This is a genomic window from Corynebacterium sp. S5S1, assembly GCF_001913985.1.
In the GTDB taxonomy this organism is placed as follows: Bacteria; Actinomycetota; Actinomycetes; order Mycobacteriales; family Mycobacteriaceae; genus Corynebacterium; species Corynebacterium marquesiae.
Window position 1 is genome coordinate 1 of sequence record NZ_MKXT01000020.1, and the last position, 13,539, is coordinate 13,539.

Annotated in this window: 13 protein-coding genes; 3 read left to right on the forward strand and 10 right to left on the reverse strand. The window is 58.3% G+C overall.

The window, feature by feature from the left end; all coding sequences use genetic code 11:
- Positions 1–116 precede the first annotated feature (116 nt).
- From BKN05_RS07925 to gatB, 4 genes are all read right to left on the reverse strand, one after another.
- Positions 117–1,187 (reverse strand): aldo/keto reductase, encoded by a 1,071-nt coding sequence (locus tag BKN05_RS07925; RefSeq protein ID WP_286688368.1) that lies wholly within the window; start codon positions 1,185–1,187, stop codon positions 117–119.
- A gap of 16 nt (positions 1,188–1,203) precedes the next feature.
- Complete coding sequence (locus BKN05_RS07930) at positions 1,204–2,631, reverse strand: YkvI family membrane protein (protein ID WP_286688369.1); 1,428 nt, start codon at positions 2,629–2,631, stop codon at positions 1,204–1,206.
- A 201-nt stretch (positions 2,632–2,832) separates the two neighbouring features.
- Positions 2,833–3,885, reverse strand: a complete 1,053-nt coding sequence (locus BKN05_RS07935; protein WP_286688370.1) for an NAD(P)-dependent alcohol dehydrogenase — start codon at positions 3,883–3,885, stop codon at positions 2,833–2,835.
- Positions 3,886–4,019: 134 nt separating this feature from the next.
- On the reverse strand, positions 4,020–5,525 hold the full coding sequence (gene gatB / locus BKN05_RS07940) for an Asp-tRNA(Asn)/Glu-tRNA(Gln) amidotransferase subunit GatB (RefSeq protein WP_286688371.1): 1,506 nt from the start codon (positions 5,523–5,525) through the stop codon (positions 4,020–4,022).
- A 57-nt stretch (positions 5,526–5,582) separates the two neighbouring features.
- On the opposite strand from gatB, the gene BKN05_RS07945 reads away from it, so the two are divergent.
- Complete coding sequence (locus tag BKN05_RS07945; protein ID WP_286688372.1) at positions 5,583–6,368, forward strand: DUF4261 domain-containing protein; 786 nt, start codon at positions 5,583–5,585, stop codon at positions 6,366–6,368.
- 13 nt (positions 6,369–6,381) lie between these two features.
- On the opposite strand, the gene BKN05_RS07950 is transcribed toward BKN05_RS07945, so the two are convergent.
- The 3 genes from BKN05_RS07950 to BKN05_RS07960 all read right to left on the reverse strand — a co-directional run bounded on the left by BKN05_RS07950 (position 6,382) and on the right by BKN05_RS07960 (position 9,862).
- Positions 6,382–7,350, reverse strand: coding sequence for a bile acid:sodium symporter family protein (locus tag BKN05_RS07950; protein ID WP_396334664.1), 969 nt, complete (start codon positions 7,348–7,350; stop codon positions 6,382–6,384).
- A 79-nt stretch (positions 7,351–7,429) separates the two neighbouring features.
- Entirely contained in the window at positions 7,430–8,461 is a 1,032-nt protein-coding gene (locus BKN05_RS07955; protein WP_286688374.1) for an ATP-dependent 6-phosphofructokinase, read from the reverse strand.
- Positions 8,462–8,485: 24 nt separating this feature from the next.
- Positions 8,486–9,862, reverse strand: coding sequence for an MFS transporter (locus BKN05_RS07960; RefSeq protein ID WP_286688375.1), 1,377 nt, complete (start codon positions 9,860–9,862; stop codon positions 8,486–8,488).
- A 47-nt stretch (positions 9,863–9,909) separates the two neighbouring features.
- On the opposite strand from BKN05_RS07960, the gene BKN05_RS07965 reads away from it, so the two are divergent.
- Positions 9,910–10,233: a hypothetical protein gene (locus BKN05_RS07965; protein WP_005323344.1), complete on the forward strand. Its 324-nt coding sequence runs from the start codon at positions 9,910–9,912 to the stop codon at positions 10,231–10,233.
- Positions 10,234–10,305: 72 nt separating this feature from the next.
- Here the strand turns inward: BKN05_RS07965 and BKN05_RS07970 are convergent, their stop codons facing one another.
- From BKN05_RS07970 to gatC, 3 genes are all read right to left on the reverse strand, one after another.
- Complete coding sequence (locus BKN05_RS07970) at positions 10,306–10,800, reverse strand: META domain-containing protein (protein WP_286688376.1); 495 nt, start codon at positions 10,798–10,800, stop codon at positions 10,306–10,308.
- Positions 10,801–10,886: 86 nt separating this feature from the next.
- A complete protein-coding gene (gene gatA, locus BKN05_RS07975; protein ID WP_286688377.1) occupies positions 10,887–12,374 on the reverse strand; it encodes an Asp-tRNA(Asn)/Glu-tRNA(Gln) amidotransferase subunit GatA in 1,488 nt (495 codons plus the stop codon).
- On the reverse strand, positions 12,375–12,671 hold the full coding sequence (gatC, locus tag BKN05_RS07980) for an Asp-tRNA(Asn)/Glu-tRNA(Gln) amidotransferase subunit GatC (RefSeq protein WP_005327681.1): 297 nt from the start codon (positions 12,669–12,671) through the stop codon (positions 12,375–12,377).
- A gap of 204 nt (positions 12,672–12,875) precedes the next feature.
- Between gatC and BKN05_RS07985 the strand changes: the two genes are divergently transcribed.
- Entirely contained in the window at positions 12,876–13,535 is a 660-nt protein-coding gene (locus BKN05_RS07985) for an ACT domain-containing protein (RefSeq protein ID WP_049377149.1), read from the forward strand.
- Positions 13,536–13,539 lie beyond the last annotated feature (4 nt).

Here is a 13,539-nt window from a genome sequence, read left to right on the forward strand (position 1 = left end):
CAGACGGAGGGAACGGAAATAAACATAACCCGCCCAATCGGGTGGACAGACCATGAATCTTCGGCGCCCTGAGGTGGAACTGCTAACAACGTAATGGGCTGGGGCTCGGTAGCAGCCTAGTCGCCGCGAACGCGCGAAGCCGTGGCGTCGGCCCACCGGTTGATTCCGGCATCGTGGGCGGCGTCATCAATAGCAGCAAGCTCATCCGCGCTAAATTCCAGGTTATCCAGGGCTCCAAGGTTGTGCTCGAGCTGCTCCACCGAAGAAGCACCCAACAGCGCCGAGGTAAGCGTGCGATCCCCCTGATCACGCAGCACCCACGAGATAGCCATCTGCGCCAGAGACTGACCACGCTTGCCTGCAATATCGTTGAGCGAGCGGATCATGGAAAGGTTTTCCTCATTGAGCCAATCCTTTTCCAAGGTCTTATTCTTCGCCGCGCGCGAATCTGCGGGGATGCCATCGATATAGCGATCCGTCAGCATGCCCTGTGCTAGTGGACCAAAACCGATGACACCCAACCCACTGCGCGCCGTGACATCAAGAAGGGACTCGCCATCCTCGCCCGGGCGCTCAATCCAGCGGTTCAGAATGGAATAACTGGGCTGATGAATCAGCAACGGGCTGCCTTCATCTTCCATAAACTCCATGGCCTCCGCGGTAAGCTCCGGACCATAAGAGGAAATGCCCACATAGAGAGCCTTGCCGGAGGCCACGATATCCCGCAGTGCGTACAGGGTCTCTTCCAGCGGAGTGTCCGGGTCCGGACGGTGATGGTAGAAGATGTCCACGTAGTCCAAGCCCATGCGCTTCAAGGAAGCGTCCAAGGAGCTCACCAGGTACTTGCGAGAGCCCCCGAAACCGTAGGGCGAACCATTCATTACCCAACCCGCCTTGGAAGAAATAATCATTTCATCGCGGAAAGGGCGGAAATCGCGGGCGAAGATGCGGCCGAAGTTGTCCTCCGCGGCACCTGGTTCAGGGCCGTAGTTATTGGCCAAATCGAAATGAGTAATCCCCCGGTCATACGCCGCGCGCAGGATTTCGCGCTGCGTGGCCAGGGGACGATCGTCGCCGAAGTTCTGCCATAAGCCAAGGGAAATGGCCGGCAGCTTCAGCCCAGAGTTGCCTACTCGGCGGTACTCCATCGAATCATAACGGTCAGATGCGGGTGCATAGATGCTCATGGCACCCATTGTCCGCTTAATTCTTGGAATTGTCAGCCTGTGGCAGATCCTCATCTTCTTCCGGGTCGCCGGATGCGCCGGTTTCTTCGACCCACTTTTCAATTTCTTCCGGCGTACGGTCGGTTTCTACCGCGTCGCGTTCGGTGTAATAGGAGTAGTCGTGGCGCTTTTCTGCGTACTCCTTTTTGTCAAAGTCCACGTCATCGTCGCCGTCAAGCTCCTCGGTGACCTCATCCACCAGCTCATCATAGAGGGCCTCGTTATCCATATTGGAGTCCTCGATGTGCTGGCCAATCTCGTCATCATAACGCTCAGCGTCATAGTCCTTGTTGGGGTTCAGCTTCAGGTGCATAAGTGAACGTAGGCGCTCGCGACGCACTGCCTCGTCCTTAATCTGGGCTTGGCTACGGAACCAGGCAAATACCAAGATTGCCACCATGAGGATGCCCATGTAGCCGATGATTGGGTAGATGTAGTTCATCAAGGTCTTAAAGCCGGCGAAAGAGACCGCGAAACCAGCCAAGCAGCCGATGACGAAGATAACTGGGAAGCGCTTCTCATGGCCGGCGGACAGGCGTTTGCCCAGCGCGTAGAACATACCGATAGCGGTATTGAAGATCATCAGGTAGATGATGACCGCCATGATGGAGCCGAGCGTCGGGTTAACGCTATCTACCAAAGACAGCATCGGAATATCGGAGCCTTGCGCCTTGTCCGAGTTCATCAGCAAGGAGAATCCGGCAAGGCCCATCATGATGGAGTAGATGATGCCGCCTACAATGCCGCCCCAACCGGCCTCGCGCGGACTAATATTATCGCCACCGATAACCAGGGACATGGACACGGCGAGCATCAGGGCAAGGCCGTTGTAGTTGAGTGCGGAAATGAGCCAGTTACCAATCGGGGTGTCGATCTGGCTGGAGGCGTCCATAGCGGCGCCGATGTCATCCGGCATATTAAGGCCGGTGTAGATGGCTACACCAATGACCGCAATGATGATGGTCGGTGTTACAGCACCGATAACCTTGGATACCTTATCCACGTCGAGCATGCCCACGACAAGCACCAAGACCAGCATGAGCGTAGAGCCGATCCACGTCTTCCAGCCAAACTGCTGCTCCATATTGGAACCCGCTCCGGCCAACATCACAAAGCCAATAGCAAAGAGGGTGATGATGACCGCGATGTCCAGCAACTTGGAGACGATCGGGTGGGTGACATTGCGGAAAACGGTGTTGTGTTCAGAAGCGTGGAAGTAGCTGCCCAACTGCAAGAACACGGTACCGGCAAGGGTCATGACGAGTGCGGCGATGATGAGGCCAGGAATGCCCCAAGAACCAAAGGCGGTGAAGTACTGCACCACCTCTTGGCCCGTGGCAAAGCCGGCGCCGACCAACAAACCCACGAAGGACATGGCAATGGCGATAATGTTTTTAGAAGACACGGTTGCCTAACTTTTGTAGCGAATATCTTTCGCATACTGGTGCGCGCGGCCCCTGTCCCCCACTCCCCAGCACGTGGGCTACACAACACCGATATGCGTTCCTTAAGGAATGGTACGTAAGTGACCCGTTAAACACCTACTGGCGCATACCGATGTTGTGCTAAATCACATTCTGACGTTCCGCGAATTCAACCTAACGCTTTAGTCGTCAAAGGTCGCGGTATCAATCACGAAGCGGAACTTTACATCGCCTTGCACCACGCGCTCATAGGCGTCATCAACATCGTTGACGCCGATCTTTTCAATAACGGCGCCGATACCGTGCTCGGCACAGAAGTCCAGCATCTCCTGGGTCTCTGCAATGCCGCCGATATTATTACCTGTAAGCACCTTGCCGCCGCCGACGAGGCTGCTCATATGGATCCCCAACTCCTCCGGCGGAAGTCCAACAACGGACATGATGCCGCGCGGCTTCAGTAACTGCAGATAGTCATCGAGGGAGTACCGGGCAGATATGGTGGACAAGATGACGTCGAATTCGCCGCGGTGGGTGACAAAGAAGTCTTCCTCTTCACCGGTGGCCAGAATATGCTTTGCACCCAGCTCATAGGCTTCCTTTTCCTTGCGCAGGGAGCGGGAAATCACGGTTACTTCCGCGCCCTTTGCCGCAGCGATCTGCACACCCATGTGGCCCAAGCCGCCTAGGCCTACTACGGCAACCTTGTCGCCTTCTTTAACCTGCCAGCGAGCCAGCGGCGAATAGGTGGTGATTCCGGCGCACAGCAGCGGGGCTGCGACGTCAAAGTCAATACCCTCTGGAATGGTGCACACGAAGTCTTCGTTGACTACTACCTTCTGGGCATAGCCGCCTTGAGTAATGGTCCCGTCTACGTCTTCGGAGTTATAGGTGCCCACGTTGCCATTCAGGCAGTTCTGCTCTTGGCCGTTGCGGCACTGTTCGCACTCGCCACAGGAGTTCACTAGGCAGCCCACGCCCACGCGGTCGCCCACTTTGAACTTGGTGACCTTATCACCCACAGCTTCCACAACGCCGGCGATCTCATGGCCCACTGTCAGGGGGAAGTGCGCCTGACCCCACTCGTTGCGGATGGTGTGAATATCGGAGTGGCAAATACCTGCAGCCTTGATATCAATGACCACATCGTATTCGCGCGGATCGCGGCGCTCGATTTCTACGATTTTGAATGGTGCTTCAGGGCTTTCCTTTTGCAATACTTTGCTCTTAATTGTCATGCCCACGACCCTACGCGTGGCCCCACTGACCTCGCCTAACGAAAGTAATCACCATTTCCGGCAGGGGAGGAAAACTAAAAACAGCCACGCCCCTCTGGTTGAGGAGGGAAAGCGCGGCTGGTTCTTTGGGGGTCTTAGTTCAGCTTCTCTGCGATAAGCTTATTGACTTGGCCCGGATCGGCCTTGCCCTGCGTGGCCTTCATGACCGCACCCACGATGGCACCGGTGACCTTCTTATTGCCGGCACGGTACTTTTCCACAATGTCCGGGTTGGCGGCCAGCGCGTCATCTACGGCGTTCTCGATGGCGCCGTCATCGCGCACGACCTCCAAACCACGCTTTTCGACGACTTCGTCGACGTCACCCTCGCCCGCCAACACACCATCGACGGCCTTGCGCGCGAGCTTGGTGGTCAGCTTGCCTTCGTTGACGAGTGCGATAACGCGCGCCACGTGCTGCGGAGTAATGGACAAACCAGCAAGATCGGTATCCTGCTCGTTGGCCTTGCCGGCTAGGTAGGAAACCCACCAGGAGCGTGCCTCGTCTGGCTTCGCACCGGCCTCGACGGTATCCACGATGAGGTCGAGGGCACCGGCATTAACCAGGTCGCGCATCTCCTCATCCTTGATACCCCACTCTTCCTGGATGCGCGCACGGCGAACCCATGGCAGCTCCGGAAGGGTCTGGCGCAGCTCTTCTACCCACTCGCGCGGGGCGATGACCGGCGGCAGGTCCGGATCATTGAAGTAACGGTAGTCTTCCGCGGTTTCCTTCGGACGACCCTTGGAGGTGGTGCCATCGGCCTCTTGATAGTGGCGGGTTTCCTGGTCAATGGTGCCGCCATCTTCGAGCACCTGCGCCTGACGCTGCATCTCGAAGCGAACCGCCTGCTCCACGGAACGCAGGGAGTTAATGTTCTTGGTTTCGGTACGGGTACCAAACTCTTCCTGGCCCACCGGGCGCAGGGATAGGTTGGAATCCACACGCATAGAGCCTTGGTCCATGCGGGCGTCGGAAACGCCCAAGGCTGCAACGAGCTCGCGCAGGGCGGAAACGTAAGCCTTAGCCACCTCGGGCGCGCGCTCACCGGCGCCAATGATCGGCTTGGTAACAATCTCAATGAGAGGAATACCCGCACGGTTACAATCCACCAGGGACGCCGTGGCACCGTGAATACGACCGTCCGCACCACCGAGGTGGGTCAACTTGCCGGTGTCTTCCTCCATGTGGGCACGCTCGATTTCTACGCGCCACTCGGTGCCGTCCTCCAACACAACGTCCAGGTAGCCGTCATAGGCAATCGGCTCGTCATACTGGGAAATCTGGTAATTCTTCGGCTGGTCCGGGTAAAAGTAATTTTTGCGGGCAAAGCGTGAGGACTCCGCAATGGAACAATTAAGCGCAAGCCCAATCTTGATGGCACCCTCCACGCCCTTGGAGTTAACTACCGGCAGCGCACCGGGAAGGCCCAGGGATACCGGGTCAACGTTGGAATTAGGCGCTGCGTTGAAGTTCGTAGGAGAGGTAGAAAACATCTTCGTTTCCGTATCCAGCTCTACGTGGACTTCCATGCCCATTACCGGTTCGAACTTTTCTAGGACCTCATCGAAGTCCATCAGGTCATACATCGCAGCAGTCATGCGTGCCATCTTAATACGTCCATGCGCCCGCGCGCTCACGCCCCTAAGCTGAATATTATGACTACACCACATAGCGTTGATGCCGCGCTTATCGATGCCCCGTTGATCAACATCGCAGTCTTCCGCACTGCCCCTACCCCTGAGGAGGTAAGCGAGCTTCTGACCACCACTTTTGGCGATCGCCTGGGAGATATCATGCCGGGCAAGAACCCGGGAAGCATCATGGCCGAGCTTGATGATTCCTTTTTATTGCACTACCAAGCCGTCGATACCCCACCCACCCGCGATAGCTATGGCCTCCACCCCATTTTGAGCGCGGATGCCCGCGGCCTCGATTCCGCCACCGCACAAATCCTCGTGTCCGTGCTTCCCCGTGAGACCGAAAATGATCGCGCGAAGCAATTCCGCGAGGCCCGCCGCGATCACCTTGAGCTACTCTCCAAGGCCACTGCGGTGGTAGCCGAGCACCCCGACTGCCTGATAGTCCATAACCCTCGCGGCAACGTTTCTATCGCGCCGAATACTTTCCTCGAGGCCGTTCGGGATAACCTTGCCCCAATGCACATCGCTCCGGTGTGGCTTACCCAAAAAGAAAACACAATCTTGGGATATACCGTTGGGCTGGTCCAAGCCGGACACCCGGAAGTCCAGGCGGCCACCGAATCCATGGATCCGACCGATCTCTATTACAAGCTGGCCAATATCGCAGACCATGTTCTGCAAGGCGCCACCGTCAAAGACGGCGACACCCTATCTTTCGAGCAAGGCCAGCCCCCACTCACCGTGCAGAAAGAGCCCTGGTATGTAGACGAGTCCTACCCTGCGGTCACGATTAATTTTTAGCAGTTCTTCCGCCCTACTTCCGGGAATCCGAATAGCGGCAGATGGCTGCAAGCACCGCACCAGAGAGGTTGTGCCACACTGAAAAGACGGCACCTGGCAGGGCGGCCAATGGGTTCATATAGGTCGATGCCAGGGAGGTGGCCAAGCCGGAGTTTTGCATGCCCACCTCGACGACCATGGTGCGACGGGCGGTAATAGGCTGTTTGGTGACCGCTCCTGCAATGTAGCCCAGCAGATAGCCACAGGCATTATGGGCAACTACGGCCGCAAAGACCAGCGCACCCGCCGTAGCGATGGTGTCGTGCGCGCCGCCGACCACGATGCACACAATGGCCGAAATGGCCGCAACCGAGATCCACGGCAATGCCGCGTTAATCTTTGCCACCACGCGCGGAACCAGCATGCCGATGAAAATACCGGCGACTACCGGAATGAGCACGACCTTCACAATGGACCACGCCATGGCAGAGGCGGAGACTGGCATATACTCCCCCGCCAACCACAAGGTCAACAAAGGGGTAAGAACCGGCGCCAACAGAGTGGAAATAGACGTCATGGTCACCGACAGAGCCACATCACCGCGCGCAAGATAAGACACCACATTGGAACTCGTACCGCCGGGCGCGCATCCTACAAGGATAACGCCGGCAGCTACAGCATCGGGAAGATCCATCACCGCGACTACCAGCAGCGCCACCAGCGGCATGATAACGAACTGCGCTACCACTCCAATGAAAACGGGCAGCGGACGGCGTGCCACCAAAGCAAAATCCACCGGCTTGAGGGTCAGGCCCATACCGAACATGACAATCCCCAGCAGCGGGGTGACCTGCGGGGCGAAGGAAGCTGCGGTTTCTGGCGCGAGGTATCCCACCACGCCACCGATAATCACGAGCACGGGAAAGCCTAGCGCTGCAATGAGCGCTTGACGGTCTTGTGCTGCGGAGGACGCAGAGGGCACCTCTACCCGATTATCTGTCATGCTATCGATACTCATGGACAAAAGAATACGCTCCCACCCAGTGGGAGCGCTATCTTAATATTCGGAACGCGGAATGCCTCTAGCCAAAGAGCGCCTGGGCGTTGCGGTAACGCGATTCCGGTACCATCTTCAATTGGCCCACGGCATCTTCGAGGGGAACTAGGTCAATATTTTCACCATGCAGGGCAACACACATGCCGGATTTGCCCTCGTGAATAGCACGGGCTGCATGTACACCGTAACGAGTTGCAAGGACGCGATCATAGGCCGTCGGCGTGCCGCCGCGCTGGATATGCCCCAGCACGGTCGTACGCACGTCATACCCGGTGCGTGCCTTGATTTCATCGCCGATTACTTGGCCGATGCCGTTAAAGGTCTGGTGACCGAACTGATCGACGCCGCCGGCCTCGAAGTCCATCGTCCCTTCCTTTGGGAGGGCGCCTTCCGCCACGCAGATAATGCCGTACTTCTCACCCATCTGGAAGCGGCGTTCCATCGCCTTCGTAATCTCCGCGATATCGAAAGGCTCTTCCGGTACCACGGTGTAGTGCGCACCGCCGGCCATGCCCGCATGCAGGGCAATCCATCCCACGTGGCGGCCCATAACCTCCACGATCAGGATGCGATTATGGGACTCCGCGGTGGTGTGCAGACGGTCGATAGCATCGGTGGCCACAGAAACCGCAGTATCGAAACCAAAGGTGTAGTCGGTGGCATTGACGTCATTATCAATGGTCTTCGGCACGCCCACTATCGGCACGCCGTTATCAGAAAGCCACTTTGCACCCTTGAGGGTACCTTCACCACCGATGGCGACTAGAGCATCTACCCCGGCATCCGCCATGTTGGACTTAATCTGGTCAAGGCCGGCCTTGAACTTATCCGGATGCAGGCGACCGGTGCCCAGGATGGTGCCGCCGCGCAACAGAATACGGTCGATTTCCGCATCGTCATAAAGATCGCGGCGGCGGTCTTCCATCAGGCCCACCCAGCCGTCTTCATAACCTACAACGGTATCTCCAAATTCATTGGACGCGGTACGCACTACCGCACGGATTACAGCATTGAGGCCGGGGCAATCGCCGCCGGACGTTAAAACACCTAGACGCATACCTTCCAATCTAGCGCGCGATTTTTAGGCCTGCAGAGTGTCCCTAAAACCTAGGGCAGAAACCAGGCCTACCACCAGCGCAGCCACAATGACGAGCAGCGAATTAATAATTGCCGCCTCTGGGCTACCCGTTTGCATAACTGCGGATACCAGGGCAACTCCCACCACGGATCCCACCTGGCGGGAGGTGTTGTACACACCGGAGGCAGCGCCCATAAGTTCCGGTGAGATATCGCGCAAGGTGGTGGCTGCGTTGGAACCCCAAATGAACGACTGGCCCACACCTAGGCCGGCAATAGGCAGCCCGAGTACCCACGGAAGGGCGTCAACCTGCATGACCCACCATGCCGCAAGGAGCGAGAATATAAGGATAGAAAATCCCATTACCCCAAGAATCCGTGGATTGACGTGATCCGCCATGATTCCAGCCAGCGGAGATATCAGGAGAGACACCAGCGCCATAGGAGCCACGATGATGCCGGCTTCGCCCGCAGGCACTCCCTGCATGGTCTGCAGCCATAACATGATGGGGAGCATCACCGCAGCAGCCATAAACCCCATTGCGATGATGCCTACTGAGCCCGCCAGGTAATTGCGGTCACTAAATAACGCCAGCGGCACCAGCGGACTCGACCCGCGGGCCTGGGCGGTTGCCTGCAATCGAATAAACCAGACGCTAGCGGCAACTCCAGCGAGCAGGATCAACCAGATGGTCCAACCCCAGCCAAGCACCGGGCCCTGCTGAATGCCAAAGACGATTGCTGCCAAGGCGATGAGCGAAACGATGGCCGAGGGCGCATCGATAGACTGCGCGGTCGTGGGTAACTCAGGCACCCACAGCAGCGCGAAGACAATGGCTAGGACCACGAAGGGAACGTGTGCCCAAAAGGCGGCTTGCCACCCAAAGTGCCCCACAAGGAACCCGCCGGCGAGTGGACCGGCAAGTGCCGCTACAGAGCCGATCACACCCCATACGCCCAGTGCGCGCCCACGCCGCTCACGAGCGAAGATGCGATTGATAACGGACATGGTCTGTGGCATCTGGAGGGACGCACCCACGCCTTGCACGGCACGCGCCGCAATGAGTACTTCCACAGTGGGTGCCACGGCACACGCCACCGCACCCAGCCCGAAAATGCCCACGCCCAAACAGAACATCCGGCGCTGACCTAAAACATCACCCAAGCGGCCGGCAAAGAGCAGCGGCACCACCACAGCCAACAAATAGGCCGCGGATACCCACATGGTGTGGTTTACCCCTGCGTTCAGCTCACGTTGCAGATCAGGCAGCGCCACCGCCACCATAGATTGGTCCAGCAGGGACACAAAGAATCCGAGGGACAATGCAAACATGGCGCGCCATGCTTGGCGCTCGGGCGGCAGATGCGTCTCCACAGTCATGGCCTTAGAGTCTAGCGGGCCGAGAAATGTCGACCTAGACTGGTCACATGTCCATGATCGATATTAAAAAGCCCCAAGACGTTTCTACCGCCACCACTGTTACCCTCGGCCTTATCGGTGGCTGGGTCACCGCCCGCGAGACCGGCATTCGCCCGCTGGGCGGCGTTATCCTCGCCGCTGCCGGTGTCTGGGCGGGGCGCTCTTGGGCCAAGAAAACCACCCCGGCTACCACTGCCGGCCTGTGCGCACTCTACGTGGGTGCATTCGGCGCCTCCCACCCGTTGGCTAAGAAGATTGGCGCTTGGCCAGCCGTCCTTAGCGTGACCGCGGCTTCGGCGGGCGCGGCTTATGCGCTTTCCGACGCCAAATAGTCCCCCACACAAAAATGCGCACCATGGCCGAAGACATGGTGCGCATTTTAAGTTTTAGTGTGCTACGAGTTTTTACTTGTCAACAGTAAACTCGGCCGCAGCTTCCTTGCTGCCCAAGGCTACGGTGCCGCCGGGGAGGTTGAAGAAAGAAGGCTTGGACTCAAAGAGGCCCAGCAGGGCGTCGGAAAGCTGCTGGGTGTGCTCATCGCAAGCCGCACGGGTGGAGTTGAACTCGCCCACGCTGATGGTGCCATCCTTAGCCACCTCGTAGGTAGAGGTGTAGGTATTGCAGCCATCATTCATCACCAAGGAGTGGTCCTTGGCAAACTCAACACTAAGCTTGCCTTCTTCCTTAACGGAGAGGAGAGTTCCAGTGATGGTCTGGCCCTCGATCTGGGGCTCCAGCTTCTCCGCGCCCTTCGGCAGCGGGGCAATAAGCCCAGAGTTGGTCGGCGCGGTCATGCTGAACCCGGGATCAACGGAGGGCACCTGCGCGGCGTTGGCAATACCCGCGCCCATCAGTGCAGCGGCGGACAACGAAAATAGTGCGGTCTTCTTGAAATGCATGCCCAATAATTTACCCCCGTCGAATATAAATTCAACGGGGGTAAAGAAACCTTTATGGAATCGTCAGGGACTCCACAGCCGGCGTTTTACTTATCGCGGCCGGCCTCGTAGGCAGCGCCCACCTTGTAGAGGCGGTCATCCTCGAAAGCCGGAGCCATGATCTGCAGGCCGGTGGGCAAATTGGTATCGCTGGCCAAACCGGAGGGCACAGACATGCCACACAGGCCGGCTAGATTTAGCGGCAAGGTGCACAGATCGAAGTTATACATTGCCATCGGATCCTCGGCCTTCTCCCCCAGCTTGAATGCCGTGGTCGGGGTGGTCGGGGAAACGAGCACGTCAACCTGCTCGAAGGCACGGGCGAAGTCCTGCGCAATGAGGGTACGCACGCGCTGCGCCTGCAGATAGTAGGCATCGTAGTAGCCCACGGACAGTGCATAAGTACCCAGCATGATGCGGCGCTTGACCTCAGGGCCAAAGCCCTCCGCACGAGACTGGGACATGACCTGCTCGGCGGAGTGGGAGCCATCATCGCCCGCGCGCAGGCCATAGCGCATACCATCGAAACGTGCCAGGTTGGACGAGACCTCGCACGGCATAATCAGGTAGTACGCTGCCAAGGCGTCATCGAAGTGTGGACAATCTACCTCGATGATCTCCGCACCCTGCTCGCGCAACTGCTCAACGGCGGCGTGGTAGTTCTCCATCACGCCTTCCTGCCAGCCATCGCGCTCAAACTGCTTAATAAGACCGACCTTGACACCAGAAAGGTCACCCTTGGCACCTTCGCGTGCGGCGGCGACAACCGGTGCTACCGGCTTATCCACGGAGGTCGCATCGAAGGCATCGTGGCCAGCAATGACCTCGTGCAGGAGCGCGGTGTCGAGGACGGTACGGCCACACGGGCCGGCCTGATCCAGGGAAGATGCGGCAGCAATAAGGCCATAGCGGGACACGGTGCCGTAGGTTGGCTTAACACCGACAGTATTGGTCAGCGCGGCTGGCTGGCGGATGGAGCCACCGGTATCGGTACCAATGCCGAGTGGCGCTTGGCCGGAAGCGAGTGCAGCTGCGGTACCGCCGCCCGAGCCGCCCGGGGTGCGCTCGGTGTCATAAGGGTTATGCGCCGGACCAAAAGCAGAGTTCTCATTAGAAGAACCCATGGCAAACTCGTCCAGGTTGGTCTTGCCCAGGATGGGAATTCCGGCCTCGCGCAGACGCTTGGTCACGGTAGCGTCGTAGGGGGAAACGTAGCCTTCCAGCATCTTGGAGGCTGCGGTGGTCGGCGCATCGGTGGTAACGAGCAAATCTTTCAGCGCCAGGGGCACGCCTGCCAGACCAGAAGCTGGCTCTTCGCCGGCATCGAGGGCCTTATCCACGGCGTCGGCAGCCGCGAGGGCTTCTTCCGCCCCCACGTGCAGGAAGGAATTAAGCTCCTCATTGGTCTCTGCGATGCGATCCAGGAAGGCCTGAGTAACCTCGCGGGAGGTAATTTCGCGGGAGTGAATCTTTTCCGCCAACTCGGCGGCGGTCAGGGAGGTCAATCCCTCCGCAGGAACGGTCAGGTTAGACATTTATTCTCCTCCCAAAATCTGTGGCACGACGAAGCGCTCATCCTCTACGGCCGGCGCCTGATCCAAAGCCTGTTCTGCAGTAAGGGTGCGCACAATAACGTCCTCGCGCATCGGGGCGTCCACGGAGTGCGGGTGACTCATCGGCTCCACACCCTCGGTATCCACGTTTCCTACCGCGGAAACGGAATCAACAATTTCATCAATCTGCGTTGCAAACTGGGCTAGCTCTTCCTCGCTGAGGGCCAGGCGGGAAAGCTTGGCGAGGTGGGCTACCTCATCACGCGAAATCTCAGACACGCGAACTCCATCCTTTATCTGCATAATCGACATGCGGGTGAAAAATATTCACACGATGCATGTACTATGTGAATTGCTAACGACCCATGGTACTGCACCTACCGCGACGGCTGCCGCGTCACCCCAAATTTGCGTTGCTTGAAGCCCGCATTGTGACGCACGTATCATGTCTGGGACTACAAACTACCGAAAGCGTGCGAGACCTTGTCCTTTTTGATCCGTGTACTGCTCCCCGATGCCCCTGGCAGCCTGGGCCAGCTTGCCGACGCCTTTGGACTCGTCGACGGCAATATCCAATCGGTCGATATCGTAGAAAACTTCCCCGACGGCACCGTTATGGATGACATTGTCATCGAGCTGCCCCAAGGCGCCATGGCCGATGTCCTCATCACCGCCGCCTCCTCCGTCGACGGCGTGGAAATTGACTCCATCCGCCCGTTTAGCGGCCGAGTAGACCGCCGCGGCCAGATTGAGCTGCTCGCGCGTGTAGCTAATGCCACCAATGTCACTGCGGCCATGGAAGAGGTCGTCGCGGCCATCCCAAAGGCACTCACCTCCACCTGGTGCATCGTCATTGATAATAACGAGCCTATCCGCCGCCTAGCCTCCTCCAACGCCGCCCCGGAAGATGACGGCACCGTTCCTCACGACATTGAGGTCGAAAGCGCCCGCGTCCTCCATCCCGAGCGCGACGAGTGGGTACCAGAAAGCTGGTCCCTGCTTGACTCCGCACTCGCCGCCGCCCCACTCGGCGATACCGGATTGGTCATCGCCATGGGGCGAACCGGCGGCCCTGACTACCTCGCCTCCGAGGTCGAGCACTTGGGCCACATCGGCACTATCTTGGGCAGCTTCCTGAAGTAACTGA